The organism is Nitratireductor pacificus pht-3B (genome assembly GCF_000300335.1).
In the GTDB taxonomy this organism is placed as follows: Bacteria; Pseudomonadota; Alphaproteobacteria; order Rhizobiales; family Rhizobiaceae; genus Nitratireductor; species Nitratireductor pacificus.
In genome coordinates, this window is the sequence record NZ_AMRM01000013.1 from 103098 (window position 1) to 129629 (window position 26532).

General features: G+C 65.1%; 25 protein-coding genes. 15 read left to right on the forward strand and 10 right to left on the reverse strand.

The features are described 5' to 3' along the window. Positions 1-108: 108 nt before the first annotated feature. The 3 genes from NA2_RS12840 to NA2_RS12850 all read right to left on the reverse strand — a co-directional run bounded on the left by NA2_RS12840 (position 109) and on the right by NA2_RS12850 (position 3202). Complete coding sequence (locus NA2_RS12840; RefSeq protein ID WP_008597378.1) at positions 109-1008, reverse strand: transporter substrate-binding domain-containing protein; 900 nt, start codon at positions 1006-1008, stop codon at positions 109-111. A 17-nt stretch (positions 1009-1025) separates the two neighbouring features. After that, the gene (locus tag NA2_RS12845) at positions 1026-2147 is read right to left on the reverse strand and encodes a trans-sulfuration enzyme family protein (RefSeq protein WP_338009986.1); all 1122 of its coding nucleotides are present in this window, start codon (positions 2145-2147) and stop codon (positions 1026-1028) included. Between the two features lie 179 nt (positions 2148-2326). After that, positions 2327-3202 (reverse strand): LysR family transcriptional regulator, encoded by an 876-nt coding sequence (locus NA2_RS12850; RefSeq protein ID WP_008597383.1) that lies wholly within the window; start codon positions 3200-3202, stop codon positions 2327-2329. Between the two features lie 246 nt (positions 3203-3448). On the opposite strand from NA2_RS12850, the gene glnH reads away from it, so the two are divergent. From glnH to NA2_RS12910, 12 genes are all read left to right on the forward strand, one after another. Then, positions 3449-4198 (forward strand): glutamine ABC transporter substrate-binding protein GlnH, encoded by a 750-nt coding sequence (gene glnH, locus NA2_RS12855; protein ID WP_008597385.1) that lies wholly within the window; start codon positions 3449-3451, stop codon positions 4196-4198. A 63-nt stretch (positions 4199-4261) separates the two neighbouring features. Next, on the forward strand, positions 4262-4918 hold the full coding sequence (glnP, locus tag NA2_RS12860; RefSeq protein WP_008597386.1) for a glutamine ABC transporter permease GlnP: 657 nt from the start codon (positions 4262-4264) through the stop codon (positions 4916-4918). Next, positions 4915-5643 carry a glutamine ABC transporter ATP-binding protein GlnQ gene (gene glnQ / locus NA2_RS12865; RefSeq protein ID WP_008597387.1) on the forward strand — a complete coding sequence of 243 codons (729 nt, stop codon included), beginning with the start codon at positions 4915-4917 and terminating at the stop codon, positions 5641-5643. The genes glnP and glnQ overlap by 4 nt, the downstream gene beginning before the upstream one ends. Beyond that, entirely contained in the window at positions 5633-6691 is a 1059-nt protein-coding gene (locus tag NA2_RS12870) for a C45 family autoproteolytic acyltransferase/hydrolase (RefSeq protein ID WP_008597388.1), read from the forward strand. The genes glnQ and NA2_RS12870 overlap by 11 nt, the downstream gene beginning before the upstream one ends. Positions 6692-6705: 14 nt before the next feature. Further along, positions 6706-7629, forward strand: a complete 924-nt coding sequence (locus NA2_RS12875; RefSeq protein ID WP_008597389.1) for a MurR/RpiR family transcriptional regulator — start codon at positions 6706-6708, stop codon at positions 7627-7629. Between the two features lie 305 nt (positions 7630-7934). Continuing rightward, on the forward strand, positions 7935-9767 hold the full coding sequence (locus NA2_RS12880) for an ABC transporter ATP-binding protein (RefSeq protein WP_008597390.1): 1833 nt from the start codon (positions 7935-7937) through the stop codon (positions 9765-9767). Beyond that, a complete protein-coding gene (locus NA2_RS12885; protein WP_008597391.1) occupies positions 9764-11518 on the forward strand; it encodes an ABC transporter ATP-binding protein in 1755 nt (584 codons plus the stop codon). The genes NA2_RS12880 and NA2_RS12885 overlap by 4 nt, the downstream gene beginning before the upstream one ends. A 172-nt stretch (positions 11519-11690) precedes the next feature. Beyond that, positions 11691-13802 (forward strand): TonB-dependent receptor, encoded by a 2112-nt coding sequence (locus tag NA2_RS12890; RefSeq protein WP_081582681.1) that lies wholly within the window; start codon positions 11691-11693, stop codon positions 13800-13802. Positions 13803-13804: 2 nt separating this feature from the next. Next, positions 13805-14920 (forward strand): FecCD family ABC transporter permease, encoded by a 1116-nt coding sequence (locus NA2_RS12895; RefSeq protein ID WP_008597393.1) that lies wholly within the window; start codon positions 13805-13807, stop codon positions 14918-14920. After that, positions 14917-15675 carry an ABC transporter ATP-binding protein gene (locus NA2_RS12900; protein ID WP_008597394.1) on the forward strand — a complete coding sequence of 253 codons (759 nt, stop codon included), beginning with the start codon at positions 14917-14919 and terminating at the stop codon, positions 15673-15675. Before NA2_RS12895 ends, NA2_RS12900 begins: the two co-directional genes overlap by 4 nt. A gap of 12 nt (positions 15676-15687) precedes the next feature. Beyond that, entirely contained in the window at positions 15688-16821 is a 1134-nt protein-coding gene (locus NA2_RS12905) for an ABC transporter substrate-binding protein (protein ID WP_008597395.1), read from the forward strand. A gap of 130 nt (positions 16822-16951) precedes the next feature. Then, positions 16952-17554, forward strand: coding sequence for a TetR/AcrR family transcriptional regulator (locus NA2_RS12910; protein ID WP_008597396.1), 603 nt, complete (start codon positions 16952-16954; stop codon positions 17552-17554). A 115-nt stretch (positions 17555-17669) separates the two neighbouring features. Here the strand turns inward: NA2_RS12910 and guaA are convergent, their stop codons facing one another. After that, entirely contained in the window at positions 17670-19259 is a 1590-nt protein-coding gene (gene guaA / locus NA2_RS12915) for a glutamine-hydrolyzing GMP synthase (protein WP_008597398.1), read from the reverse strand. A gap of 38 nt (positions 19260-19297) precedes the next feature. After that, complete coding sequence (locus NA2_RS12920) at positions 19298-19777, reverse strand: MarR family winged helix-turn-helix transcriptional regulator (RefSeq protein WP_008597399.1); 480 nt, start codon at positions 19775-19777, stop codon at positions 19298-19300. A 92-nt stretch (positions 19778-19869) separates the two neighbouring features. Here NA2_RS12920 and NA2_RS12925 point away from each other — a divergent pair, with 92 nt between their 5' ends. Then, on the forward strand, positions 19870-20187 hold the full coding sequence (locus NA2_RS12925) for a hypothetical protein (protein ID WP_008597400.1): 318 nt from the start codon (positions 19870-19872) through the stop codon (positions 20185-20187). A 3-nt stretch (positions 20188-20190) separates the two neighbouring features. Here NA2_RS12925 and NA2_RS12930 read toward each other — a convergent pair whose 3' ends face one another. The 4 genes from NA2_RS12930 to katA all read right to left on the reverse strand — a co-directional run bounded on the left by NA2_RS12930 (position 20191) and on the right by katA (position 24219). Next, positions 20191-20838, reverse strand: a complete 648-nt coding sequence (locus tag NA2_RS12930) for a 5'-methylthioadenosine/S-adenosylhomocysteine nucleosidase (RefSeq protein ID WP_008597402.1) — start codon at positions 20836-20838, stop codon at positions 20191-20193. After that, complete coding sequence (locus NA2_RS12935; RefSeq protein ID WP_008597403.1) at positions 20835-21278, reverse strand: PaaI family thioesterase; 444 nt, start codon at positions 21276-21278, stop codon at positions 20835-20837. The genes NA2_RS12930 and NA2_RS12935 overlap by 4 nt, the downstream gene beginning before the upstream one ends. A 14-nt stretch (positions 21279-21292) precedes the next feature. Next, the gene (locus NA2_RS12940; RefSeq protein WP_008597405.1) at positions 21293-22579 is read right to left on the reverse strand and encodes an RsmB/NOP family class I SAM-dependent RNA methyltransferase; all 1287 of its coding nucleotides are present in this window, start codon (positions 22577-22579) and stop codon (positions 21293-21295) included. A 134-nt stretch (positions 22580-22713) separates the two neighbouring features. Continuing rightward, complete coding sequence (katA, locus tag NA2_RS12945; protein WP_008597406.1) at positions 22714-24219, reverse strand: catalase KatA; 1506 nt, start codon at positions 24217-24219, stop codon at positions 22714-22716. Between the two features lie 153 nt (positions 24220-24372). On the opposite strand from katA, the gene NA2_RS12950 reads away from it, so the two are divergent. After that, a complete protein-coding gene (locus NA2_RS12950; RefSeq protein WP_008597408.1) occupies positions 24373-25290 on the forward strand; it encodes a hydrogen peroxide-inducible genes activator in 918 nt (305 codons plus the stop codon). A gap of 7 nt (positions 25291-25297) precedes the next feature. On the opposite strand, the gene NA2_RS12955 is transcribed toward NA2_RS12950, so the two are convergent. Further along, positions 25298-25720, reverse strand: a complete 423-nt coding sequence (locus NA2_RS12955; RefSeq protein WP_008597410.1) for an MAPEG family protein — start codon at positions 25718-25720, stop codon at positions 25298-25300. A 124-nt stretch (positions 25721-25844) separates the two neighbouring features. Between NA2_RS12955 and NA2_RS12960 the strand changes: the two genes are divergently transcribed. Beyond that, a complete protein-coding gene (locus NA2_RS12960) occupies positions 25845-26525 on the forward strand; it encodes an MIP family channel protein (protein ID WP_040677741.1) in 681 nt (226 codons plus the stop codon). Positions 26526-26532 lie beyond the last annotated feature (7 nt).

The following is a 26532-nucleotide window of genomic DNA, read 5'->3' on the forward strand; positions in this document are numbered from 1 at the left end:
CAAACCGCCCATCAGGGATTGCGGCCACCCGTCTGCAAGCCGTTTGCCGGGTGAAGCCGCCTTCGGGTTGCGCGACGGACGGCCGCTGGCCGCCCGCCGGGCATCGGATCAGTCGTATGCGGCGTCGGTCGGCTGCTTGTAGAGCGCCTTCATCTCGTCCGAGAGCGGAACACCGAGCGTGATGCCGCCCTTAACGGCGATGGGCTGCTGGAAGTACTTCTTCTGAAGCTCCTCCATCTCGCCGCTCAGCATCATTCCGGCGATGGTCTCATCGACGATCTCCTTGAAGCCGGCATCATCCTTGCGCAGCATGCAGCCATAGGCTTCCTTGCGCAGGAAATCGCCCGTCACTTCCCAGCGCTGCGGCTCCTTGGAGCGGGCCACCAGGCCAAAGAGGCCGGTATCGTCCATCATCGCTGCGTCGGCGCGGCCGGTTTCGACCATCATGAAGCCCTGCGAGGCCTCCTTCGCCAGAAGAATGTTGGCGCCCCAATCCTTCTCGCTGTTCATGGTGCGCAGCAGTTTCTCCGCCGTCGTTCCGGCGTTGACGACCACGGACTTGTCCTTCAGGTCCGTCCAGTTCCGGATCGTCGATCCCTTGTCGACTAGAAGACGCGGGCCAACGATGTAGAACGTGTTGCCGTAAGACACCTGCTTCTGTCGCTCGGTGTTGTTGGTGGTCGACGAACATTCGAGATCGAGCGTCTGGTTGGCGACGAGCTGGATACGGGTCGCCGGCGAAACCATCAGCCGTTTGACGGCCAGGTCGGGCAGGCCAAGCTTCTCCTTCACCGCATCGACGATGCGCAACGTGATCTGCCAAGAATAACCGTCCTGCTCGTTGTTGTCGTCCAGATAGTTGAAGGGCAGCGACCCTTCGCGGATGCCGACGGTGATCTCGTTCTTGGCGCGGATCTTCTCCAGCGTCGGCGATTCCTCGGCATGCGCCGTGCCTGCAAAACCGCCGAGCGCGGCGGCAAGAAGCAACTTCGTGATGATGCGATACATGGTATTCCCCTTTCTTCTTATCTCTTCAGCGTCAGTCTCTCGAAGCCTCGTTCCAGATCCTCCTTCAGCAGCTCGAACGGTTCGAGGCCCACATGGAGGCGGACGAGATAGCGGCCGCGCTCCCATTGGTCGATTTCACGGCTGGCTGCCGGTTCCGTGATCGAAACCAGGCTGTGCGGGCTGCCCCAGCTCGCACCGATCCTGAAGTGCTCGAGACCATCGATCATGGCCCGCAACGGCTCGATGCCGGTCTCATGCAGCAGGACCGAGAGAAGCCCGTTGCCGTTCCGGAAGAAGCGCGTGTAGCGCTCGTGATACCGGTCGGTGTCGAGCGGCGGGCTCAGCACGCGGGATACCGCCGGATGGACGCTCAGCCACCGGGCGAGTTCCAGCGCGCGGTCGGCGTGCTCGCGCACACGGACCTGCATGCTCGAAAGCCCGCGCATGACGAGATAGGCCTCGTCCGAAGAAACGCCGGTCCCCAGATTGGCCAGGAACGTCTTCAGGGTCCGGAACAGGGCCTCGTCGGCCACCGTGATCGACCCCATGCACAGATCGCCTGCGCCGGAGGCGTATTTGGAAAGCGCGGTGCAGCATATGTCGACGCCATGCGCGAACATGCTGGAGGCACCAAATCCCCAGCTGTTGTCGATCAGCACCAGGGCGCCGACCGCATGCGCCTCGGCGGCGATCGCCCCGATCTCCTGCATCTCCATCGTGTAGTAGCCCGGCGATTCAAGGACCACGGCGCGCGTTCCGGGGCGCAGCCTCTCCTTGATCGAGGCGGCATCGGAGGGAAAGAACTCGACCTCGACCCCAAGCTTCCGCAGCGTTTCCTTGGCGAAGCTGCGCGTCGGCCCGTAGGCGCAGTCGGCGATCAGAACATGATCGCCGGTGACGCACAGGGCCAGCAGCGGATGCGTCACCGCGGCGAGGCCGGACGGCACGGCGATCGAGCGGACGCCACCCTCGATCTCCGCCACCTGATCCTCAAGCGTGCGGATTGTCGGCGTCCCATACAGACCATAGGAAAACCCATCGAAAAGTAGGCCCTGTCTGTTAATAAACGTCTCCGTATCAGGAAACAAAACCGTCGATGCACGATGTAAAGGCGCGTTCAACTGTCGAAATTCAACCAATATATTGCCTCCGATACATCATAATATATACTGACATAAGCTTTGAATAGACCGGTTATTACGATATAATCTTCAATTTCCCGCATGTATGAGGCTACTCCGCCGAAACCGACCAGAGCAATACATTTGAAGTAATGACTTTATAATTTCAGCTTATACCTCTGAGGCCGCGCCAGCGATCAGCGGGCGGCGAGCAGACAGTCGATAAAGGCCCGCAGATGTTGCGACTTCTGGCGGTCGAATGGCATGATCAGGAGACTGCGGGATCCCACTGCCGGCTCGAAAGGACGCAGCACGATCTTCGAGCAGTCCAGCCCGCCGGCCGCATGCGCCGTCACGAAGCCGATGCCAACGCCGGCGGAAACCAGCGAGCAGATGGACGAGGCGTAAATGGTTTCGACGACGATGCGCGGAGCAACGCCCGCATCGCGAAAGGTGACGTCGATCTGCTTGCGCAGCCGGTCTTCCGGCACGTAGCTGACCAGGTCCTCGCCCTCCAGATCGCGGGGCCGGACCACCTCGAGACCGCAAAGCCGGTGTCTCGCAGGCATCGCGCAGAGCGCCCGGTGATTGATGAAGTTCTGGTAGTGAATGCCCGAGACGTCGATCTCGTCGGCGGCCAGGCCGACATCGAACTGCCCGCTTGCCACGCGGTCGCGCACGTCGCGTGACCACAGCACATGCAGGGTCACCCGGATATCGGGATGCTTGGCGCGGAACCAGCTTATCGCCCGCGGCACGACCGAGGAACTCAGCGCCGAAAGGCTGGCCATGCGGATCTCACCCGCCCCGCGGTCGCGGATCCAGGCGGCGCTGGTGCGCAGCTTGTCCATGCCCTGAAACGAAGCCTCGACGTCCCGGTAGAACAGCAGAGCCTCCGGCGTCGGCAGAAGACGGTTGCGCACGCGATCGAACAGCGGGAAGCCGATCTCCGCCTCCAGTTCGGAAAGCGAGCGGCTGACCGCCGGTTGCGTGATGTTCAGCAGCTCCGCCGCGCGCGAGGCGGTGCCCGACTTCATGACCATCGCAAAAATCTCGACCTGTCGATGATTCATGACGCTGCCTCCCGCGATCCCCCTCATGCCCAGCGAACCACCTTTGCGCCCGCCAGCTCGGGCCGCGCTTTCGCAGCGCCCGCACGGAACCATTTCCCTCTCTGCCGCACCGAGCGTCAAGAGGCGCGCCGCGGCAAATTCCAGGATGCAAATTTTGAATGCGACAAGATCTCAAAAGCATTGTATATTTGCTTCTATCATCCATAAGCAAATGCCCAACGCATTCATAACAAAAGGGGAACACCGATGAAACGCAGACTTGGATACCTGTTCGGCGCCGCCCTCGCGGCAGCGGCCGCCTTCTCGGTTCCGGCACGGGCCGCCGAGCTGATCGTGGCCACCGACACCGCTTTCGTGCCGTTCGAGTTCAAGGAGGGCGACAAATATGTCGGCTTCGACATCGACCTCTGGGATGCGATCGCGCAGGATATCGGCGTGACCTACACGCTGCAGCCGATGGATTTCAACGGCATCATTCCGGCGCTCCAGACGAAGCAGGTCGATGTCGGCCTCGCCGGCATCACCATCAAGGACGAGCGCAGGAAGGTCGTCGACTTCTCCGACGGCTATTACGACAGCGGCTTCCTGTTAATGGTGCCGACGGACAGTGCGATTCGTGGGCCGGAGGACCTGAAGGGCAAGACCGTCGCGGTCAAGACGGGCACCTCCGCCACCGACTACGCCAAGGAGCATTTTACGGAATCGGAGCTGCGCCTCTTCCCGAACAGCGACAACGCCTATCTGGAAGTCGCCACCGGCAGGGCGGACGCTGCGATGCACGACACGCCGAACGTGCTCTACTACATCAAGACCAACGGCCAGGGTAAAGTGAAGTCGGTCGGCGCGCAGATGATGGCGCACCAGTACGGCATGGCGTTCCCGAAGGGCAGCGAACTGGTCGCCAAGGTCAACGCCTCGCTCGCCAAGCTAAAGGCCGACGGAACCTACGCCCGGATCTACCAGAAATGGTTCGGCGCTGAGCCGCCCAAGAGCTGATCCCCGAACGGGACAACAGGCGCCGGCCCGCCGGCGCTCCTTCTTCGCAGGGAGACCAGAACCATGGAATTCGAATGGTCAGTCGTCTGGCAGGCGCTGCCGGAACTGTTCAAGGGCGCGCAGCTTACGGTGATGATCGCGCTGGCCGGGCTGGCCGGCGGTCTGGTCATCGGCATCGTCGCCGGCCTGATGCGCGCCTATGGCAATGCCCTCCTGAACGGCATCGCCTTCCTCTATATCGAGGTCATTCGCGGCACGCCGATCGTGGTGCAGGTGATGTTCATCTATTTCGCGCTCCCGCTGGCGGTCGACATCAGGATCAATCCGATCACCGCGGCCATCACCGCGATCATCGTCAATGCGGGCGCCTATATCGCGGAGATCGTGCGCGGGTCGTTCCTTTCCATTCATAACGGGTTGCGGGAGGCCGGCCTCGCGCTGGGCCTGCCTTCATGGAAGGTGCTGCTCTACGTGATCGGTCCGCTGGCCTTCCGCCGCATGATCCCGGCGCTCGGCAACCAGTTCATCGTCAGTCTGAAGGACACGTCGCTGTTCATCGTCATCGGCGTCGGCGAACTGACCCGGCAGGGCCAGGAGATCATGGCGGCGAATTTCCGGGCGGTCGAGATCTGGTCCGCCGTCGCCGTGTTCTACCTGATCATGACGGGAACGCTGACCCTCGTCCTGCGCCTCACGGAGAAGAGGATGAAAATCCTATGAGCCTCGTCGAATTCAAGAACGTTACAAAGAGCTTCGGCGCCATTTCCGTCCTGAAGGATGTCGATCTCACCATCGAGGAAGGCGAGGTCGTCGTGCTGATCGGCCCTTCCGGATCGGGCAAGTCCACGCTGCTGCGCTGCATCAACGCGCTGGAGGCGATCAATGGCGGCGACCTGGAGGTCGACGGGATCAGCGTCCGGGCCAGCCGGTCCGAGATCAGGCTGATCCGCCAGGAAGCCGGCATGGTGTTCCAGCAGTTCAACCTGTTCCCGCAGATGACGGCGCTCGAGAATGTCGCCTTCGGCCCCCGCCGGGTGCGCAATCTTACCAAGGCCGAGGCGCTCGAGCAGGCGCGCGCCCTGCTCGCCAAGGTCGGCCTCGCTGATCGCGGACATCACTATCCCTCGGAACTTTCGGGGGGACAGCAGCAGCGGGTCGCGATTGCCCGCGCCCTCGCCGTCAAGCCGAAGCTGATGCTGTTCGACGAGCCGACCTCGGCGCTCGACCCGGAACTGCGGCACGAAGTGCTGCGGGTCATGCAGTCGCTCGCCGAGGAGGGCATGACGATGATCGTGGTGACGCACGAGATCGGTTTCGCCCGAAAGGTCGGAACGCGCCTCATCTTCATGGAGAACGGCAAGATCGCCGTCGACGGAGATCCCGCCGCCCTTCTCGACAATGCCGACAACCCACGCCTGAAAGAATTCCTCCAGCATGTCCACTGACGCAGAGCATCGGCTGACCAACCTCACCCTGACGGGAAGCCACTACGATATCGGCCTGCAACTCGGCCGCCAGGGTGCGGCGGCGGTGCACGGCCATCTCGTCAGGACCCATGCGTGGGCGACCGTCATGGCGCTGTGGGATGACGAGCGTATGCAGGCGATGCGGTGCCTCGTGGAAGAGTGCTATCCACGCTACCTGCAGGAGCTTTGCGGCCTGGCAGATGGCCTCGCCCTGCCCTTCGACGACGTGTTCGCCTGGAACTGCCGCGGCGACGTCCGGGCGATGGCGCCGGATGGCTGCACCACTGTCCAACTGCCCGGTCCGGCTCCGGTCGTCGCCCACAACGAGGACGGCGATCCGGGCCTGCGCGCCGGCTGCGCTCTGGCGCGCATCGCTCCCGACGGCGACCGGGCCTTCACCACCTTCGTCTATCCCGGCTCAATCCCCGGCCACACCTTCGCAATCAACGACGCCGGCCTCGTGCTCACCGTCAACAACATCCGCTCGCGGCACGGCGGCGACGGCCTGCCGCGCATGGTGCTCGGCCGCGCAGTCGCGGGCTGCGAAAGCGCCGATGCGGCGGTGGCGCTGCTGCGCCAGGCGCCGCGCGCCGGAGCGTTTCACTTCACGCTGGCCGAGGCGCGCCGGACGCGGCTGGTCAGCGTCGAGTTCACCCACACACGCTGCTCGGTCGAGGAGATCGACCGGCCGTCCGTGCATGCGAACCATCTCGTGCACGCCGCGATGCAGTCGGAACCGCAGGTCGTCACCGCCTCGTCCGCCGCCCGGCAAAACAGGGGCCAGGAGATGCTCGACATCGCGGCCGGTCTGCCGGACTCCCTGCCGGATCCCCTATCGATCCTGCACGACAAGGCGTGCCCCGCGCTTCCCATCCACCGCACCCAGCCGGACGACCCCGACAACGAGAACACACTCGCCACGGCCGTTTTCAAGATCACGGGGGACGGCATCGACTGGTGTGTCTATGATGGCGCGGGAGCGGCGGTTCGTTCAGCAAGGACGCAGCCGGACTTCGCTTTATCGTGACACCGAGGGCATGAATGGTTTCGACAGGGCAGACGGCCGGATTTGCAAAACCGCAGACGGTCGAGGAACTCCGCAGTCTCACCATCAGCATCAACCGCGAGAATGCGGGCGTGTCCCTCGGCAACAAGGCGCTGGACGTGCTCGCCCGGCTGGTCGACGCGCCGGAGCAGACGGCGGTCCGCACCATTTCGGAACTGGCCGTCATCCTCGCGGTCAACCCCTCGACGCTGACCCGGCTGGCGCAGCGGCTGGGCTTCTCCGGGTTCAGCGATTTCCAGAGCGTCTTCCGCGAGGCGATCTCGACCGACGACCGCTATTTCTACAGCCGGCAGGCCGGGCGCCTTCTCTCGACGAAGGAGGACAGCGGCGGGGAACTGCACATCTTCGACCGGCTCGGGGCCGAAACCAAGAGCAACATCGACGGGTTCCTGAAGCAGCTCGAACCCGGCGCGCTACAGGAAGCCGCCGCGCTGCTTGCGAACGCCCACCGGGTGCGGGTTCACGGCGTTCGCCAGTTTCACGCCTTCGCCAGCTTCCTGACCTACGGCCTCGGCATGCTGCGCGGCGACGTCTCCCTCCTCGACGCGCCCCGCCTCGGCGTCGCCGAAGCCCTGGCGCAGCTGGAGAAGGATGACGTCGTCGTGGTGGCGAGCTGCGCACCCTACACCCGCAGCATCGCGAAGGTCGCAGAGATGGCCGCCCGGCGCAGCCTCGCCGTGATAGCAGTCACGGATACGCGCGCCTCTCCCCTCGTGGGACCCGCCCGACATGCCTTCTTCGTGCCGCATGCCAGCAGCTTCTTCAGCAACAGCATGGGCGCCTATATCGTCTTCTGCGAAGGCCTGCTCAATCTGGTCGCCCGCGAGATGGGTGATCGCGCGTTGACGAACCTCGCCTCGCGGGAAGCGCTGATCAGGGACATGAAGGTGGAGGGATAGGCGAGGTCGACAAACTACTGACCGTCAGTCATTTTTTGCGGCCGCGACGGGTCCCCGACCTCGACTCGCCCAACGCTTCACCGAAGCTTTGAATGGTCCTACGTCATTGTTTTTACGCGTTTATGCGAGCGATCCGTGCTTTCACCAGGCTGCAAGGCGCTGTGGCGGATCCCGGATTTCAGTTCACTGACTGACCGAAAGTCACTTGACTCGCCGCTCCAAGCGCCCGTATCAGAATTAACTTGAAAGCGATGATCAATTTTTGCGGTGCGCTCCCGATGAAGCGGGATCGCAGGAGGCTATTCATGTCCGAAATCGGCGAGGCGCTTGCGGGCTCGGAGCCCGCCACTCCGGCGCGAGGTCAAGAAGCAAACTCCCCCTTCTCCACATCTCCCAGGCTCGTGCGGGCTGCGCCGCTCTGGCGCCTTCTCGGTCCCGTTCGCGGTTATCTGATCGGCTGCTCCATCCTGTCGGCGCTGGGCGCCGCCGCCGGTCTCGCGCCCTATATCGCGATCGCCGAGATCGCGCGCGTCGCCCTGGCGGCCGAAAGCGTGGCGGCGGTCAGCGAAACGATATGGACATGGGTCCTCATCGGCATCGCCGGCGGCGCGCTGCGTCTCGTTCTCGTCTTCTTCTCCTCGAGGCTCGGGCACTATGCCGATGCGGAGATCCTGCACGACATCCGCGTGAAGCTCGTGCGGCGGCTCGGCGTGTTTCCGATCGGCTGGTTCAGGTCGGTCGGCTCCGGGGCCGTCAAGAAGGTGATGACGACCGATCTCGAGGACATGCACCAGCTTATCGCGCATGCGCTGGGCGAGATCATCGGCGCGGCGGTCGCGATCATCGTCGGCATCGGATACCTGATCCTCGTCGACTGGCGCATGACAGCGGTGACCGTGGCGGCGCTCCTGGCATGGGCGCTTTTCTTCAAGGTGGCGATGCGTTCGATGTCGCTTCACCTCGCCCGCCTGAATGCGGCGGAGGCGCGCATCAGCGCCGCGAGCGTGGAGTATGCGGACGGCATAACAGTCGTCAAAACCTTCGGAACGGGAGGGCGGATCCTGGAACGCTTCGCCGAGGCAGTGCGGGAACACACCGAGGCTTTCCGGGCCTGGGTCGATGAAACCCGTTACAGCTCCGCCGCTGCGCGATTGCTCGGTTCGGAGATGGCCGTTCTGGCCGTCGTCATGGTGACCGGGATCTGGATGATCAGCGGCGACGCAATGCAGGCCGCCGACCTCCTGCCCTTCCTGGTCGTCGGCATCGGCCTCCCCACCGCGATCATGCCAGCCGTGCTGGGGGAACAGGGGCTTCGCAGGGGCCGGCTGGCGGCGGGCAACATCGAGGATCTCCTGTCCCGGCCGGGGATTCCCGAAGCGCTGGTCGCCAGGACGCCGAACGGACACCGCATCGAGTTCGACAAGGTATCCTTCAGCTATGACGGCGTCTCCGATGCCGTGTCGGCCGTCAGCGCGATCTGCGAGCCGGGCACACTCACGGCTCTGGTCGGCCCTTCCGGCGCCGGCAAGTCCACGCTCGCGAGCCTCGTCCCGCGCTTCTACGACGTGAGTGCCGGCGCGATCCGTATCGGCGGCACCGATATCCGCGCGATCCCGACGCCTTTGCTTCTCTCCTCGATGTCGCTGGTGTTCCAGGACGTCATATTGCTGCGCGACACGGTGCGCGAGAACATTCGCATCGGCAGGCCCGACGCCAGCGACGACGATGTTCGCGCCGCCGCCAGGGCAGCGCAGGTCGATCACGTCATCGAACGTTTGCCGCACGGCTACGACACACCGCTCGGCACGGAGAGCGCCGGCCTTTCCGGCGGCGAGCGTCAACGCCTGACCATCGCCCGCGCGATCCTTTCCGACGCCCCGATCGTCATCCTCGACGAGGCCACCGCCGCACTCGATCCCGACAGCGAAAGCGCCGTGCAGGCCGCGCTGGCCGAGCTCACCGCCGGCAAGACGGTGCTCGTCATCGCGCATCGGCTGCACACCATCGCCGGCGCGCACCAAATCCTCGTCCTCGACGCCGGGAAGGTCGCGGAGCGCGGAACGCATGCCGAACTCATCGCATGCCGGGGGCTTTACGCCCGAATGTGGCGCGCGCAGCAGGGAGGAGAAGCAGCATGAGCCTGATCCGCCATCTCTACACACTCTGGCCCAACCCCGTTCTGTTGCTTCGGCTCGGTCTTCTGCAGGCCGTCATGGCGATCCTGCAGGGCGCGCTTCTCGGGCTGCTCGTCCCCATCCTCTCGGCGCTTCTGCGGGCCGACCCGGATTTCGCCGCCGCCAGGCCATGGCTGATCGCCGGCGCGCTCGGTCTTCTTCTCTATGGCGTCCTCAGCGTGATCGCGTCGCCGGTCGGGCTGGCCGCCAGCGGAGAGCTGGCGGCGCAACTCCGGCTTCACCTGATGCGCCATGTCAGCATTCTGCCGCTCGGTTGGTTTACGACCGAACGTAAAGCAAGGCTTGCGCGGGCGGTGACGGAGGATGTCGGCCACGTGGCGCATCTGGCCGTGGTGACGGGGGGGCCGGCGATCACGTCGCTGCTGGTCTCCGCCACGATACTGGTGATCACGTTCTTCATCGATTGGCGCATGGGCCTGCTGTTTGCGGCGATCGTGCCGTTCGCCTGTCTCGCGCTGCGGCACTCGGCGCGAATCGCGGACGAATCGGTGATCCTGCTGGAAGTGGCCAATACCGAGATTGCCGGCCGCGCCATCGAGTTCGGCCAGGCTCAACCGGTCCTGCGCGCCGCCGGCCTCGGCGAGACCGGCAGTGATCGCATGCGCGCCGCGCTCGAGGATCACAGGCGGGTGTATCGCCATGGCATGGACCGCTCCATGACTCCTGACCTCGCCTATACCGCCTTGGTGGTGGTCGGCATCGGGGCAGTGGTGGTTCTCGGCGCCTACCTGCTCCTCGAAGGCTCCAACTCGGTTGCCGTCACCGTCGCGCTCCTCGTTCTGGCCGTGCGTTTCATCGAGCCGCTCGGCGGGCTGATCGACCTCAACGGCGCGCTCCGCGAGATGGACAATTCCATCAAGCGCCTGATGGCGGTGCTTGACACTCCCGCCCTGCCGCAGAACCCGAACCCGGTGCGTCAGCTGACCGACGCGTCTATCGAATTCTCCGGAGTGAGCTTCGGCTATGGCGACAAGCCCGCGCTTAGTGACGTGACCTTCCGCTGCGCCCCGGGAACAACCACTGCGCTTGTCGGCCCATCGGGTTCCGGCAAGACGACCGTCATCCGCCTGATCGCCCGCTTCTTCGATGTCGGCGAGGGACGCGTGAGCATCGGCGGCGTCGATGTTCGCGACCTCGATCAGGAGGCCATGATGGATGACATCGCGATCATCTTTCAGGAGGTCTACCTCTTCGACGATACGATCGAGAACAATCTCAGGCTGGCCCGGCCGGATGCCACCGCGGACGATCTGGCGGCGGCGGCAAAAGCCGCGCGTCTCGACGAACTCATCGCGCGCCTGCCGGAGGGCTGGAAGACACGGGTTGGCGAAGGTGGAGCACAGCTTTCGGGCGGCGAGCGCCAACGCGTCTCCATCGCCCGCGCTTTCCTGAAGAAGGCGCGCATCGTCCTCATCGACGAAGCAAGTTCGGCGCTCGATCCCGAGAATGAGCAGGCCATCGCCCAGGCGATCGTCGCGCTTTCCAGCAACGCCGAACGCACGGTGATCGTGATCGCGCACCGGCCGACAACACTGGCGGCCGCGGACCAGGTGGTCGCCCTCGATGCGGGACGCGTCGCGGAGTTCGGTGCAACCGAGGACCTCCAGCATGCAGGCGGTTTCTTCGCCCGCCTCTACGGCCAGTACGCGCAGGCGCGAAACTGGCGCATCGCCCCTTCCACCAACCCGAACTGACAACACATCCAAGCATTCGAGCACGGCAGCCATCGGCGACCCGCTCCAGCCAAAGCCCAAGGAAACGCCCATGGCCTCCATCCCGCACACTCCGTCTGTACGACACAAACTCCATGCAGATTCCCGCGGGGAGCCAGCGAAGTGCTGGTCCGTCCGGCTGGCTGCATTCCTGATGACATCGACAGTGCTGATCCCATTGCCGGCCGTTGCCCAGGAGCAGGAGAACGCCGAAGGCCAGGCGACCATACTCGACACGATCACGGTCACGGCAAGGCGCCATGCCGAAGATGCACAGTCCGTTCCGATCAGCATCAAGGTCATCGAAGGCCGGGAGACGGAGCAGATCTCGCCCGCATCGTCGAATGCCGACATCGCCCGCTCGACACCGAATTTCGTCATGCAGGAATTCGGCGGCAACTACACGAATATCGGCCATATCCGCGGCGTCGGATCGCTGTTCCCCCTGTCGCCCGACGACACCTCCGTCTCGTTCAATGTCGATGAGATTCCGATGTCGGCGTTCGGCATACCGCCCTCGGCGCTCGACCTTTCACGCGTCGAAGTGCTGCGCGGCCCGCAGGGCACGCTCTATGGCCGCAACTCGCAAGGCGGCGCGGTCAATTTCGTGCCGAACACGCCCGAATTCCACCGTGAGTTCAGGCTGCGCGGGGAGATCGGAACCAATGGCTGGCACCTCGGCGAGTTCATCGCCAACATGCCGCTGATCGACGACACGCTCGCCGCGAGGCTGGCGCTTCAGTATTCCAGCCGCGACGGCGACATCCGCAACGTCGTGCAGGGCGGCGAGGACGGCGCGATCAGGGTCGGCGCGGCGCGCGGCTCCGTGCTCTGGACGCCGAGCGACGTCACCTCGGTTCTTCTCAGTCTGAACTACGATCGCAACGACGACGCCACTCCACTCTGGGTGATGCGCGACGCGGACTGCTACCCCTGCAGCGGGCTCAACCCCCGCAACGATTTCAGGCGCGAGCAATACGGCACCAAGCTCAGGGTCGAGCACGACTTCGATGCTTTCCGGTTCACGTCGATCTCGGCCTTCCAGTCGATGGAAAGCCCGCAGGTCATGGATCTTGCCGATGGCCTGGTCTATGGGGATTCGGTGAACGGGCCACGGGAGAACCTCTCGCTGGTGGAACTCGGCGAGCAAAACCTCTTCCAGGAATTTCGCCTGTCGTCGCATGACGACGCGCATGTCCGGTGGACGGCAGGTCTGAACTATTTCCAGTCGGATTTCGACATGCTCCGCCGGGCGGAGAACCTGACGGACCCCGCATTCTTCACCTATGGCGGACGGCTGAACACCGAGATGCGGACGAGAAGCTACGCCGCGTTCGGCGAGGCCTCCGTTCCGCTCACCGACCGGCTGACCGGCGTCATCGGAATGCGCCTCACCCACGAGGAAAAGCGTGTCGCATATGTGTTCGACGGCGAGCCGCCGGATACGGTCGACTTCTTCCGGCAGGACGCATCCTTCAAGGATAGTTTCGTCACGGGCCGCGTCGGCCTCAACTACCAGTGGACCGACGATCTGATGACCTACGCCTCGATGGGCCGCGGCGCGGTGGCGGGCGGTCTTCCATGGGTTCCCTACAACGTGCCCTTCGGCATCAACGAGGCGAGCTTCCCGACCTCGCTGAGCTGGACCTACGAAGCGGGCTTCAAGGCGACCCTGTGGGACGGACGGGCGACGCTCAACGGGTCGCTGTTCTATAACGATGTGCGGGACGGCCATCTGCTCACATACGATCCCGCGATCTACAGTTTCACCGTCGCGGCGCTGGACTACGAGACCTATGGGGGCGAACTGGAGGCAAGGGTGCAGGTCACGCCGGACCTGACCGTGTTCGGCGGCATCGGCTACACCCACGCCACATTCGGCACGATACCGGAACCGAGCCTGACGGGCGCGCGAACGGGTGGGCGGGTCCCCGGCATTCCGCGCCTTACCGGCCATCTCGGCATGGAATACCGGATCGATGCAAGCCGCCTCGGCGTGAACCAGGGCGAATTCTACGTGAACGCGAACTACCAGCATGTCGGGTCGCGCGCGGTCGACGTGAAACGGACCTTCGACCTGGACGCCTATGGCGTCGTAAACGCCCGCCTCGGCTGGCAGGGCGACGATGCCGAGGTGTATCTGTTCGCGAACAACGTCTTCGACGAGCGCTACGAGATCATCGGCGCCAGCTATGGACCCGGTCTCGATCTCGTGCGCCCCGGCGTCGGCAGGACGATCGGGCTCGGCGCCAGCGTCAGGTTCTGAACATGACGATCACGCGAGAGGCCGGGCCGCCCGACGCGGCTGCGGCCAGGGATCCCCTCCTTTCAGACACCGCCGAAGCATGCTTCGGCGAGACGGCCGTCAAGGCGGAGAAGCTTCGCTTGCTGGTGTACACCCTGCTCGGCGTCGCACTGGTGGCAACGATGCTGATCGGGGTCTGCGCGGGCCAGTATCCCGTCGCTCCCGGCAAGGTGCTGTCGATCATTGTCGGGTACCGGACGGAGGGCGCCACGCTCAGCATGGATGAGCGCATCGTCACCCTTCTGCGCGGCCCCAGGATCGTTCTGGTCGCGCTGTGCGGCGCAGGCCTGGCGATGTCGGGCGCGGCGATGCAGGGCGTGTTCCGCAATCCGCTCGCCGCGCCGGAACTCCTCGGCGTCTCATCCGGCGCGGCCTTTGGCGGCGCGGTGGCGATCCTCTGCGGATTTGCCGGTGCTGCGCTGCTTGGCGGCGCTTTCGCAGCGGGACTGTTTTCGCTGGTCATGGTCGGAGCCATCGCGCGCGTGGGAGGACGCGCCGACACCACGACCGTCATCCTGACGGGCGTCATCGTCGGAGCCTTCTTCGCGGCCCTGGTCTCGGTCACGCAATTGCTGGCCGACCCCTACAACTCCTTGCCGGCGATCGTCTTCTGGTTGATGGGGAGCTTCGCCACGGCGACATGGGAAAAGGTTCTGCTCGCGACACCGGCGGTCGCTGTCGGAAGCTGCCTGCTCTGGCTGATGCGGTTTCGCGTCAACGCTCTCTCGCTCGGTGACGAAGAGGCCGGTGCCCTCGGGGTTCCCGTCGAGCGCGACCGCTGGCTGATCTTCTTCGGGGTCACCCTGATCGTCGCGACGACCGTCTCGGTCGCCGGGATCGTCGGCTGGGTCGGGATCGTCGTGCCGCATGTCGCACGGCTGCTGATCGGCCATGACCATCGCCACCTTCTCCCCGCGTCCGCGCTTCTGGGCGCGTCCTATCTTTGCGTGGTCGATACGCTGGCGCGAAGCGCGACCTCGACGGAAATCCCGCTTGGGGTGCTGACCGCCGTCATCGGCGCGCCCTTCGTCGCCGCCCTGCTCAGACGGCGCCAGCACGCCGAGGAGGCGATGGCATGATCCGGCTCGACGGTGCAGGCGTCCGCTTCGGCGCGCGCTGGGTCTTTCGGGGTCTTGACCTCTCGGTGAAGGAAGGCGCCTGCCTCGCCTTGCTTGGGCCGAACGGGCGCGGAAAGACGACGCTGATCCGTTCGCTGCTCGGCCTTCAGCCGCTGCACGAAGGCGGTCGCGCGGCACCCGCGCTGATCGGCTATGTGCCGCAGGCCGGAAATCTGCCGGCGCGTTATCGCGTGCTTGACATGGTGGTCATGGGCAGGGCGAGGTCCATCGGCGTGTTCGGCGCGCCCGGACGCGACGACTATGATGCCGCGCGGTCGGCGCTCACACGGGTCGGCCTCGCCGCCCTCTCGGAGCGGTCCTTTTCGGTTCTCTCCGGCGGGGAGCGGCAACTCGTTCTGGTCGCGCGGGCAATCGCTACCGGGGCGAAGACGATCGTGCTGGACGAATCGTCCTCGGCGCTCGACCTCGCCAATCAGAACCATCTCCTCGCGCTGATACGGGATCTGACGCGCGATCCGGCATTCACCGTCATCTTCAGCACGCATCATCCGCAGCATGCTCTCCATCTGGCGGACGATGTGGCGATGCTGATGCAGGGCGGCATCCTTCGCGGCCCGGTCGACACCGTGCTTACCGAGGAGAACCTGCACAAGCTCTACGGCGTCGAAGTCCGGCGTATCCCGGTGCCGGGCGGTTCCGACGCTCTGGTCCCGATGCTGGATCGGCTCCCGACACCCGGCAACACATTCCGATGAGAGAGGCTCGCAATGACTGAGATCTGGACCAGACGCAATCTTCTCGCAACCGCTTCGGCAGCTGTGGCGACATTCGGGCTCCTGGGGTGCAAGGACGGCGACGGTTCGGCCTCGCCGGTGACCGGTGACAAAGCCGTCAGCTTTCTCGATCTCGATGGCCGGACGATCAAGCTTCCCCGCCCCGCGGAGCGCATCGTCACGCTGGGGCCGCCCTATGCGGCCATGGCGCTCGCGGTCTACGGCTCGCCGGAACGCCTCGTCGGAATTCATCCACGCGCCCAGGACATGTTTGCCAGAAGCTTCGTCCGGGAACTGTTCCCCGAGGTGATGGACATCCCCACGAACATCGCGGTCGGCGGCGATTTCACGCCGAATGTCGAGGGGATCGCGCGGCTTCACCCCGACATCGTGGTGCAGTGGGCGGAGATGGGCGACGCGCTGATCGCCCCTCTCGAAAACGCCGGCATCACCGTTGCGCGCTACCGCTCCATCGGCGGGGCGGAAGCGACGCTTTCGGCCATGATGACGATGTTCGGTGAAATGATCGGCGATACCGGGCGCGCGGAGCGCCTGAATGCACAGCGCGGAGAGACCAGCCGGCGCCTGGCGGAGATGGTGCGCACGCTGCCTACTGGTCCTCGGCAGCGCGTCCTGCTGATGACGCGCACCGGTGAGGCGATGTATGCCTCGGGCGGCGGCAGCGAGGGTCTCTATTCCTACTACATCTACAGGGCCGGCGGCATCAATGTCGCGGAGGCGCTGCCGGATTACTCCCCCGTCAGCCGGGAGCAGGTCGCCGCCCTTGAGCCGGATGTGATCCTGCTCTTCGGCGGTGAAGGGGAAACCCCGGGGACGATCCTCGACGATCCGGTCCTTCAATCGACGCGAGCCGCAGCAACCAGGCGCGTCTATGTCCTGCCCACGGGCAGTCATTACTGGGGCGCCATCGGTCCCGACGACGCGCTTACGCAGACATGGCTGGCCGAACTGCTCTATCCCGACCGGCTTGAAAGAACCCTGCGCAACGAGATGCGGGAAACCTATCGCGCCATGTTCGATCGCGAGTTCTCGGACGAAAGGATCGACAGGATCCTGTTGCAGGAGACGAATGGCGTATCGGCCGACTACGACCGGTTCCTTGCGTGACCTCGTCCGGTCATTCGGCTCAAGGGATCTTCAGGCGCGGATTGTCCGGCAATGCGTCCGTGACTTCCCGCCTGAGCGGTTCTAGCTTGGTCGGCGATTGCGATTCAGTCAGCAGCGGGGACGGGGCACCATGAGCATCGCCAGCAAGCAAAGGCCGCGGACGAAGCCCGCCGAGGAGCGCCGGGAAGAGCTCATGAACGCGGCGGAAGTCCTGTTCCTGGAGAAAGGCATTGGGTCCACGACGGTCGGGGAGATCACGGCCGGCGCCGACGTCGCGAAGGGCACCTTCTACCTGCATTTTTCCTCGAAGGAGGACATTCACGCCGCGCTTGGAGAGCGTTTCGTTCGCGCATTCGTCGCGGATCTGGAGGCAGCGTTGGCGCGGGCGTCCAAGGCGGGCTGGAACGAGAAGCTCGCCGTCTGGGTCAAGGCCGCGACGGCCCGCTTTCTCGACAACGGTTCGCTGGTCAACATGCTGTTTCACACTCATCCACGCCCGCCGGACGATGGTCCCAATCCCATAGCCGGTAATCTGAAGGCGCTTCTCGAAGCAGGGCGTGATGCAGGCGCATGGTCTCTCGACGATCCGGAATTTACCGCCGTCTTTCTGTTTGGCGGACTTCACGGGATCGTCGACGAGGTCCTGCTCGGCAAGAAGCGCGCAAGCCGCGCCCGGCTGACCCAGCGCCTGCAGCGACACTTCCAGTGGAGCGTCGGACTGCCGGAGGCTTGAGAACCGCCGCAGGGGCCACCCCGTCGGCGGCCAGCGATGCAGGCGTGAGGCCGGCCTTGTTCCGGCACGCTACATCCCGTTGCAACGCGCCCTGGATGAGATCAGCCGGCCTGAATCATTCCCACTCGATCGTGCCGGGCGGCTTGCTCGTCACGTCGTAGACGACGCGGTTGATGCCCTTCACCTCGTTGATGATGCGGGTGGCGGCGCGGCCGAGGAATTCCATGTCGTAGTGGTAGAAATCTGCCGTCATGCCATCCACCGACGTCACCGCGCGCAGGGCGCAGACGAACTCGTAGGTCCGGCCGTCGCCCATGACGCCGACCGTCTGCACCGGCAGGAGCACGGCGAAGGCCTGCCAGATCGCATCGTAGAGCCCCGCCTTGCGGATCTCGTCGAGATAGATCGCGTCGGCGGCGCGCAGGATGTCGAGCTTCTCTCGCGTCACACCGCCGGGGCAGCGGATCGCAAGGCCCGGCCCCGGGAAAGGATGGCGACCGATGAAGCTCTCGGGCAGGCCCAGCTCGCGGCCGAGCACCCGCACCTCGTCCTTGAAGAGCTCGCGCAGCGGTTCGACAAGGCTCATCTTCATGCGCTCGGGCAGGCCGCCCACATTGTGGTGTGACTTGATCGTGACCGAGGGGCCGCCGGTGAAGGAGACGCTCTCGATCACATCCGGATAGAGCGTGCCCTGCACCAGATAGTCGGCCCCGCCGAGCTTCTTCGCCTCTTCCTCGAACACCTCGATGAACAGGCGACCGATGGTCTTGCGCTTGGTCTCCGGGTCGCTCTCGCCTTCCAGCGCGCCGATGAAGCGGTCGGAGGCGTCCACCAGGATCAGCGGCAGATTGTAATGCTCGCGGAACATGGCCACCACGTCGGCTGCCTCGTTCTTGCGCATCAGCCCATGGTCGACCAGGATGCAGGTGAGCTGGTCGCCGACGGCTTCATGCGTCAAAAGCGCGGCCACGGAGGAATCGACGCCGCCGGAAAGCGCGCAGATCACCTTGCCCTTGCCCACCTGCTTGCGGATCGCCTCGATGGCCTGTTCGCGATAGGCGGCCATTGTCCAGTCGCCCTTCAGCCCGGCGATGTTCTGCACGAAGTTGGCGAGCAGCCTGGCACCGTCCGGCGTGTGCACCACCTCGGGGTGGAACTGTACGCCGTAGTATTTGCGGGCCTCGTCGGCGATCGCCGCGAAGGGCGCGCCCGTCGAGGTGCCGACGATCCTGAAACCGGGCGGCAGCGCGGTGACGCGGTCGCCGTGGCTCATCCACACCTGATGGCGGGTGCCCTTGGCCCAGACGCCGTCGAACAGGGCGCAATCGTCCTGGATTTCCAGGAAGGCCCGGCCGAACTCGCGATGATCGCTGCCTTCGACCTTGCCGCCGAGCTGCGCGCACATGGTCTGCTCGCCATAGCAGATGCCGAGCACCGGGAGGCCGGATTCGAAGATCACGTCCGGAGCGCGCGGGCTGCCGATGTCGACGGTCGATGCCGGGCTGCCGGACAGGATGATCGCCTTCGGCTGCAGGCGCCGGAAGGCCTCTTCGGCCGATTGGAACGGGGCGATCTCGCAGTAGACGCCGCTCTCGCGCACGCGCCGCGCGATGAGCTGGGTCACCTGGCTGCCGAAATCAACGATGAGGACAGTGTCGGCGGAAGCCGCACCTGCGAGAGCCGAGTCGGGATGGGATATCGTCATGGCGAGCCTTTAATGAAACGCCGGCGGCTGCGCAACCTCTATCCGCCCCGGTCACCCGGATTCTTGCCGTCCTGCGGCAGCGCCAGCGCCTCGAGCGCCGATTTCAGCGCGTCGAACCGGTCCGTGCCGAGGCGGGCGCGGTAGGCTTGCTCGATCTCGCGCTTGATCCGGTCGGCGTCCCGCAGGGCCAGGCGCCCCTTCTGCGTATGGACGACGATCCGTGCCCGCCTGTCGTCGGGATCCGGTACGCGACTGATGATCTCCTCGCCCTCCAGCCCGTCCACCAGCTGCTGCACGGCCTGCTTGGAAATCCCCATCCGGTCGATCAGCGCGGACTGCGGCGTGCCCCGGCGCCCGATGTGGCCAAGCAGCGCGGCGCGCGCTTCGGTCATCCAGCCATGGCCCGCATCGCGCATGGCGGCAACGAACGCCGCCTGCCAGGCGCGGCTCGCCTGCCACAGCCGCCAGCCCACATGATCGGGCCAGGCTTCGGTATTTTCGTCAAGATGCTTGACCACTTCGATTCCATGCCTTAATTGTCAAGATACTTGACTACATTTACACTTTCCAACGACCGGGGCAAGCCGGGGCGGAACCATCGGAGCATTTCATGACCATCCTCACCAGAGACAGCCTGCAGTACTTCATACCCGATACGACGCATGTGCTGGAACGCGGCGGCGGCGAAGCCTTCGTCTACCTCAAGGCCGACGGCACCGGCCACATGCTGCTCGACACCGGCGAGACCCGCTCGGGCACCTGGCGCCTGCTCGATGACGGCTACGCCACGCAATGGGACGGCGGGCAGAAGGGCGACTGGATGCTCGACGCCACTGCGGAAGGCATCACCTATGTTTCCCGCGACGGCGACCAGCGTGTGAAGCTGCGCGGCATCCTGTTCGGCAACGCGAAGAACCTGCCGCAATGAGGATCAGCCGGCGAGCACGCCATCGGCGATCGCCGCCTCGAGCCGGTCCACCGCCTTCGCCAGCTTCTCGTCGATCACATGCAGGTACTGGGTCCAGTCACTGACCTGCTGCAATTCGGCCGGGCCGTCGGAAATGCCGCGCAGGGCGACCAGAGGAACATTGAAGCGCTGGCAGGCGCGCAGGCAGGCGAAGGTCTCCATGTCGACCATGTCGGCGGCGATGCCGTCATAGGCGAGGCCGGAAACGATGTTGCCGCCGGTGGACAGCGCCGCCTCGCGGATGCCCGGAATGCGCAACGGCAGCGGCACGGCCACCGGCAGATCGAGAAACGGCGTCGCGCCTTTCTCGAAGCCGAGCGGCGAGGCATCCATGTCGCGATAGGCCACGGTCGTCGCCTGGTAGATTTCCGTCTGCTCGAGCGTGCGGCTGCCGGCCGAACCGAGCGAGACGAGCAGATCCGGCAACCGGTTCTGCGCCTTGAGGAGCGCGAGTTCGGCGCCCAGCACCACGCCGGCCTCGACCGGGCCGACACCCGTCATCAGCGGCTTGAAACGGCGTTTCAGATGCGGCCCGTACTCGGCCTCCGCCGCCATCACGAACAGCACGGTCCTGCCCGACAGCACGGCCGGCTCGACGATCACGCCGCTCATCCCGCGATCCCCTCGCGTCCGACGATGGTCATCATCGTGCCGGTCATGGTGGCGATCAGCTTCGCCTCTCCCTCTCCGCTGAAGGCGTAGGCCTGGCCGTCGGCGACGATGATGGTGCGGCCGGGCTTGGTCACGGAGCCGCGGAACAGGAAACGCTCGCCCTTGCCGGGCGCCAGGAGGTTGACCTTGAACTCGATCGTCAGCACGGCTGCATCGTCCGGCATCAGCGAGTAGGCCGCATAGCCGCAGGCGGAGTCGAGCGCCGTCGAGATCACGCCCGCATGCAGGAAGCCGTGCTGCTGCGTCAGCGCTTCGGAATAGGGCATCTCGATCTCGACCACGCCGGGCGTCACCAGCGTCAGCTTCGCGCCGATGGTCTGCATCATGTTCTGCCGGTCGAAGCTCGCCCGCACCCGCGTTTCGATCATGTCCGTCGCCATGTTGTCCCCTGCCCTCAGTCGCGGGTCAGCGCTGCGAAATAGAAACCGTCCGTGCCCGTGCGCAACGGCGAAAGCGCGATGCCCAGCGCCGGGTCGATGCGCGCGAAGCCGGCCTTTTCGGGAAAGTTCCGCTGCCAGAGCGCGGCGTGATCGACCGGCGTGAAGCCGGAAGATGCTTCGAGAAAGGCCCGGACCCGGTCGGCATTCTCCTCGGCGAAGACCGAGCAGGTCACATAGGCCAGCCGGCCGCCGGGGCGCACGAAGCGGCTCGCCTTTTCGAGAATTTCCGCCTGCTCCGCCTGCCGCTGCTCGAGCTGTTTCTCCGACAGGCGCCATTTGGCGTCCGGACGCCGCCTCCAGGTGCCCGACCCGGTGCAGGGCGCGTCCACCAGGACGAGATCCATCCGGCCTTCAAGTGCCTCGAGAGCGCCCTCGCCGGCCGTCGCCTGCACATTGCGGCATCCGGCGCGCTTCAACCGGTCGAAGATCGGCGCCAGGCGCTGCTTGTCCGCGTCGAAGGCGCAAATCTGGCCGGTGTTTTCCATGGCGGCGGACATGGCGAGCGACTTGCCGCCCGCGCCGGCGCAGAAATCCAGCACCTGCATGCCGGGAGCGGCGCCCGCCAGTTGCGCGACGATCTGCGACCCCTCGTCCTGAACCTCGAACCAGCCCTTCTGGAAAGCCGGCTCGGCCTGGACATTCGGATGCCGCCCCTGTCCCTCGATGGCACCGATGCGCAGGCCCACGGGCGCCAGCGCGCAGGGCCCAGCGCCGCTCTTGTCGAGGGCGCGAACGACCTTGTCGCGCGCCGCCTTCAACGTGTTGACGCGCAGGTCGAGCGGCGGGCGAGCGGCAAGCGCGGCGGCTTCGTCCACCCAGTCCGCACCGCAGGCGCGTTCGAGGATCGGCTCGCACCATTCGGGACAGTCGGCCCGCACGCCGTCCGGCGCCTGTTCAAGGCGGTGGGTCTTGAGAGCGGCCGTCTCCTGCGCCGAAAGGCCGGGCGGGGCGAAAGTGTCTCCTGCCAGCGCCTCGTCGAAGGTCTGCGCCGTGAAGCCTGCCTCGATCGCCAGCGCCCCGAAGGCCAGTGCGCGCGGCGTCTCTTCGCCGAGCATCCAGGCGGCGGAGCGCTTGCGGCGCAGGGCGTCGTAGACGATGTTGCCGATGGCCGCACGGTCCTTGGAGCCGGCAAAGCGGTGCGACAGGCCCCAGTCTCTCAGCGCTTCGGCGGCCGGGCGATAACGCCGGTCGATGTCTTCCAGTACCTCAATGGCCGCAGCCAGTCTTCCGCCGGTTCGCATGTGGTCCCTCTGCCGGTTGCCCGAATGCTGCACAGCTAGCGGGATGGAGGCGAATACACAAGAGCGGCGGAACATAAGAAAGCGGGCGCGGAGTGATCCGCGCCCGCCGGGTCGTCACGGTTTCTTCGCCGCGCCTATTCGGCGGCCTGCTGCGGCGTCTTTCCCGACACCGGGATCGCATTGGCCTCGTAACCATGCGCCTCCTTCAGCGCCTTGCGGACGCCGTTGCCATAGTCGGGATGCACCTTGTCGAAATGCGCGAGCTGACGCTCGACGATCTCGCCCGGCACACCGCCCATGGCTGCCGCGATGTTGGCGAACAGCCGGTTCTTCTGGCCCTGGTCGAACAGGTTGAACAGGGCGCGCGGCTGGCCGTAATCGTCATTGCCGACGCGGTGGTTGTAGCGGTCGGCGTCGCCGGAGATCTTCAGGGGCGGCTCCTTCGCCGCCGGCTGCTCGACCGGGCCGCCGAACGAGTTCGGCTCGTAATAGGCATCCGGATTGCCGGTCTTGATGCCGCCATAGGTGTTCATCTGACCATCGCGGTGGTAGTGCGCCACCTCGACCTTCGGCCGGTTGACCGGAATGGTCTCGTAATGCGTGCCGAGCCGGTGCCGGTGTGCGTCGGCATAGGAGAAGACGCGCGCCTGCAGCATCTTGTCGGGCGAGAAGGAGATGCCCGGCACGATGTTCGACGGCGAGAACGCTGCATTCTCGACCTCGGCGAAGTAGTTTTCCGGATTGCGGTTCAGTTCCATCACCCCGATGTCGATCGGCGGGTAGTCGCCATGCGGCCAGACCTTGGTCAGGTCGAACGGGTTGTAGGGCGTCTTCTCCGCGTCGGTCTCGGGCATGATCTGCACCTGGACCTTCCATTTGGGGAAGTCGCCGTTCTCGAGCGCGTTGAACAGGTCTTCCTGCGTCGATTCACGGGTTTTGCCGACCACCTGCTCGGCTTCGGCATTCGTCCAGTGCTTGTGGCCCTGCATGGTCTTGAAATGGAACTTCACCCAGTAGCGCTCGCCGGCGTCGTTCCACAGCGAGAAGGTATGCGACCCGTAGCCGTTGATGTGGCGGACGTCGGTCGGCAGGCCGCGATCCGACATCAGGATCGTCACCTGGTGCAGGCTTTCCGGCGACAGCGACCAGAAGTCCCACATCGCGGTCGGCGAGCGCAGGTTGGTCTTTGGATGACGCTTCTGGGTGTGAATGAAATCGGGGAACTTCAACGGGTCGCGGACAAAGAAGACCGGCGTGTTGTTGCCGACCAGATCCCAGTTGCCATCCTCGGTGTAGAACTTCAGCGCGAAGCCGCGCACGTCACGTTCGGCATCGGCCGCGCCCAGTTCGCCGGCGACGGTGGAGAAACGCGCCAGCATCGGCGTCTCGGCGCCCGGCTGCAGCACCTTCGCCTTGGTGTATTTCGAGATGTCGCCGGTGATCTTCAGCGTGCCGTAGGCGCCCCAGCCCTTGGCGTGGACCGGACGTTCGGGGATGCGCTCGCGGTTCTGGTGCGCAAGTTTCTCGATGAGCTGATAGTCCTGCAGGAGAACCGGGCCGCGCTCGCCCGCCGTCACCGAATTCTGGTTGTCGCTGACGGGCGCGCCGGCAGATGTCGTGATGGTGGGCTTGTCGGCCATGTCTTAACTCCCTTGCTTGCCGGTCCGAGCTGCTTTCGGTTGCGGCAATGAATGATCGCGTGACTTGGAACCGTTCCTTGGAACCATTCCAGAGTAACGCGACTCATCATAATTTCCAATTGTCTTTGATATTCATTCCGATAAGATAATCTTATGATACGCCTGACCATCCGACAGATGCAGTATTTCGAAAGCCTCGCCGAAACGCTCCATTTCGGGCGCGCGGCGGCGGGCTGCGGCGTTACCCAGCCCGCCCTGTCGGCGCAGATCTCGGAAATGGAGGCGCAACTCGGCCTCAGGCTTTTCGAGCGCGGCGCGGGCGGCGTCGCGCTGACGGCGGAAGCGCAGGCGCTCAGGCCGCGCATAGAGCGCATCCTGGCGGAGCTGCGCGACCTGGAGAGCGAGGCGCGGCGCGAACGGCAGGTGCTCGAGGGACGCTTCCGGCTCGGCGTCATCCCCACCGTCGCTCCCTATCTCCTGCCGGAGCTCTTGCCGCGCCTGAAACAGCGCTTCCCGCATCTGCAGCTGGAGATCCGCGAGGCCGTCACGGGCACATTGCTCGAGGAAACCGGTAGCGGCCGCCTGGACGGCATGATCGCCGCCGAACCGCTGGACGACCCGCGGCTCGTCCACGAAATCCTGTTCAGGGATCCTTTCCATCTCGCCGTGCCGGAGGACGAAGCGGAGCGGATCGCCCCGCCCGTGGCGCAGGAGAGCATGGCGCTCGAGCGGCTGATGCTGCTCGACGAGGGACACTGCATGCGCGGGCAGGCGCTCGACATCTGTGGCAAGGTCAAGCCCGTTGCGATGGAAAGCTTCGGCGCCACCAGCCTGACCACGCTTCTGCACATGGTGGCGCACGGCATGGGCGTCACGCTCATTCCGCAACTCGCCCGCGCCTCGGTGCAGATGCTGCCGTCCGTGCGTGTATTGCCCTTTGTCGATCCCGGGCCATCCCGGACGATCATTCTCGCCTGGCGCAGGACAAACCCGCGGCAGGCGGATTTCGCCGCACTCTGTGCCATCGCCCGCGATGCGCAACGCTCGCTGGCTGCCGCCGCCGCGGCTTAGCGTGCCGTCAGGTGGAAGCGCCGGCGAGCCGCAGGGCGAGGAGCAGCCACATCAGGCCGGCCGCCACGAAGCCGATGACGAACAGAGGCTGCCGGTAGCGGATCCGATTCGAGGTGACGTGCACATAGGCGTGCCCGTAGCGCGAGATCGCGAAGATCCATGCCAGGCCGATCGCCAGGGCGCCCGCATTGCCGGTCACGAACAGGGCGAGACAGGCCGCGTGGAACAGCACGGGCAGTTCGAACTGGTTGGCCAGGTTGTTGCGGACAAACAGGCTTTCCGCCGGTTCGTCGCGGTTCTCCCGGAACTGCGAGATCCGGGCGCTGCCGTTTTCGATGGCCCGTCCGCGGCGCAGCCTCATCAGAATGTAGACCGCGTAGACGAGAAGCACGTGCGCCATCATCGGCCAGAAAATACCGGTCTGCGACATCAACTCCTCCCAACTCCCCATGCTTTCGGCGTTTCCTCCACCAATTCACATGAAACGATTGATTTTTCAACGAGACTCACAGAACTCTCTGTCGATCAACTGCCTTGATTGCGAGGATTTGAGCATGAAAGCTTATATGGCTGAAGTATTCGGCACGTTCTGCCTGGTATTTTTCGGGTGTGCCAGCGTGATCACCGGAGGGTATGGGGGTCTGCTGCCCGCCGGCGGCGTCGGAATCGCCCTTTCGTTCGGCATTGCCGTCATCGCGATGGCTTACGCCATCGGGCCCGTGTCCGGTGCGCATCTCAATCCCGCCGTCACGCTCGGCGCCTTCCTGTCCGGCCGCTTTCCCGCCAAGGACGTCGCGCCTTATATGGTGGCGCAGGTGATCGGCGGCATTCTCGGCGCGACGGTGCTGTGGGTCATCGCCAGCGGCAACGCCGCCGGCGCACCGGCCATCCTCGCTGCCAATGGCTGGGATCCGGTGAACGGCTATTCGATGGGATCGGCGTTCATCGCCGAGGCCGTCGCCACGTTCATCTTCGTCACCGTGATCCTCGGCGTGACCGCGAAGAAACACGAAACGGCCCTCGCCGGACTGGCGATCGGCCTGACCCTGACGGTCATCCATCTGTGCCTGATCCCGGTCACCGGAACGTCGGTCAATCCCGCTCGGTCCATCGGACCGGCGCTGTTCTCCGGAAGCGTGCCGATCAGCCAGCTCTGGCTGTTCATCCTCGCGCCGCTTCTCGGCGCCGCGGCGGCAGGCCTGGTCGCCAAGACGCGGATCTTCGAGAAGGAATGAACAAAAA

What these genes read in the sequence shown, in the direction of transcription:
- NA2_RS12840 (WP_008597378.1), bottom strand. Translation starts at nt 1,008, where the DNA reads ATGTATCGCATCATCACGAAGTTGCTTCTTGCCGCCGCGCTCGGCGGT.
- NA2_RS12850 (WP_008597383.1), bottom strand. Translation starts at nt 3,202, where the DNA reads ATGAATCATCGACAGGTCGAGATTTTTGCGATGGTCATGAAGTCGGGC.
- glnH (WP_008597385.1), top strand. Translation starts at nt 3,449, where the DNA reads ATGAAACGCAGACTTGGATACCTGTTCGGCGCCGCCCTCGCGGCAGCG.
- glnP (WP_008597386.1), top strand. Translation starts at nt 4,262, where the DNA reads ATGGAATTCGAATGGTCAGTCGTCTGGCAGGCGCTGCCGGAACTGTTC.
- glnQ (WP_008597387.1), top strand. Translation starts at nt 4,915, where the DNA reads ATGAGCCTCGTCGAATTCAAGAACGTTACAAAGAGCTTCGGCGCCATT.
- NA2_RS12870 (WP_008597388.1), top strand. Translation starts at nt 5,633, where the DNA reads ATGTCCACTGACGCAGAGCATCGGCTGACCAACCTCACCCTGACGGGA.
- NA2_RS12875 (WP_008597389.1), top strand. Translation starts at nt 6,706, where the DNA reads ATGGTTTCGACAGGGCAGACGGCCGGATTTGCAAAACCGCAGACGGTC.
- NA2_RS12880 (WP_008597390.1), top strand. Translation starts at nt 7,935, where the DNA reads ATGTCCGAAATCGGCGAGGCGCTTGCGGGCTCGGAGCCCGCCACTCCG.
- NA2_RS12885 (WP_008597391.1), top strand. Translation starts at nt 9,764, where the DNA reads ATGAGCCTGATCCGCCATCTCTACACACTCTGGCCCAACCCCGTTCTG.
- NA2_RS12890 (WP_081582681.1), top strand. Translation starts at nt 11,691, where the DNA reads ATGACATCGACAGTGCTGATCCCATTGCCGGCCGTTGCCCAGGAGCAG.
- NA2_RS12895 (WP_008597393.1), top strand. Translation starts at nt 13,805, where the DNA reads ATGACGATCACGCGAGAGGCCGGGCCGCCCGACGCGGCTGCGGCCAGG.
- NA2_RS12900 (WP_008597394.1), top strand. Translation starts at nt 14,917, where the DNA reads ATGATCCGGCTCGACGGTGCAGGCGTCCGCTTCGGCGCGCGCTGGGTC.
- NA2_RS12905 (WP_008597395.1), top strand. Translation starts at nt 15,688, where the DNA reads ATGACTGAGATCTGGACCAGACGCAATCTTCTCGCAACCGCTTCGGCA.
- NA2_RS12910 (WP_008597396.1), top strand. Translation starts at nt 16,952, where the DNA reads ATGAGCATCGCCAGCAAGCAAAGGCCGCGGACGAAGCCCGCCGAGGAG.
- guaA (WP_008597398.1), bottom strand. Translation starts at nt 19,259, where the DNA reads ATGACGATATCCCATCCCGACTCGGCTCTCGCAGGTGCGGCTTCCGCC.
- NA2_RS12925 (WP_008597400.1), top strand. Translation starts at nt 19,870, where the DNA reads ATGACCATCCTCACCAGAGACAGCCTGCAGTACTTCATACCCGATACG.
- NA2_RS12930 (WP_008597402.1), bottom strand. Translation starts at nt 20,838, where the DNA reads ATGAGCGGCGTGATCGTCGAGCCGGCCGTGCTGTCGGGCAGGACCGTG.
- NA2_RS12935 (WP_008597403.1), bottom strand. Translation starts at nt 21,278, where the DNA reads ATGGCGACGGACATGATCGAAACGCGGGTGCGGGCGAGCTTCGACCGG.
- NA2_RS12940 (WP_008597405.1), bottom strand. Translation starts at nt 22,579, where the DNA reads ATGCGAACCGGCGGAAGACTGGCTGCGGCCATTGAGGTACTGGAAGAC.
- katA (WP_008597406.1), bottom strand. Translation starts at nt 24,219, where the DNA reads ATGGCCGACAAGCCCACCATCACGACATCTGCCGGCGCGCCCGTCAGC.
- NA2_RS12950 (WP_008597408.1), top strand. Translation starts at nt 24,373, where the DNA reads ATGATACGCCTGACCATCCGACAGATGCAGTATTTCGAAAGCCTCGCC.
- NA2_RS12955 (WP_008597410.1), bottom strand. Translation starts at nt 25,720, where the DNA reads ATGTCGCAGACCGGTATTTTCTGGCCGATGATGGCGCACGTGCTTCTC.
- NA2_RS12960 (WP_040677741.1), top strand. Translation starts at nt 25,845, where the DNA reads ATGAAAGCTTATATGGCTGAAGTATTCGGCACGTTCTGCCTGGTATTT.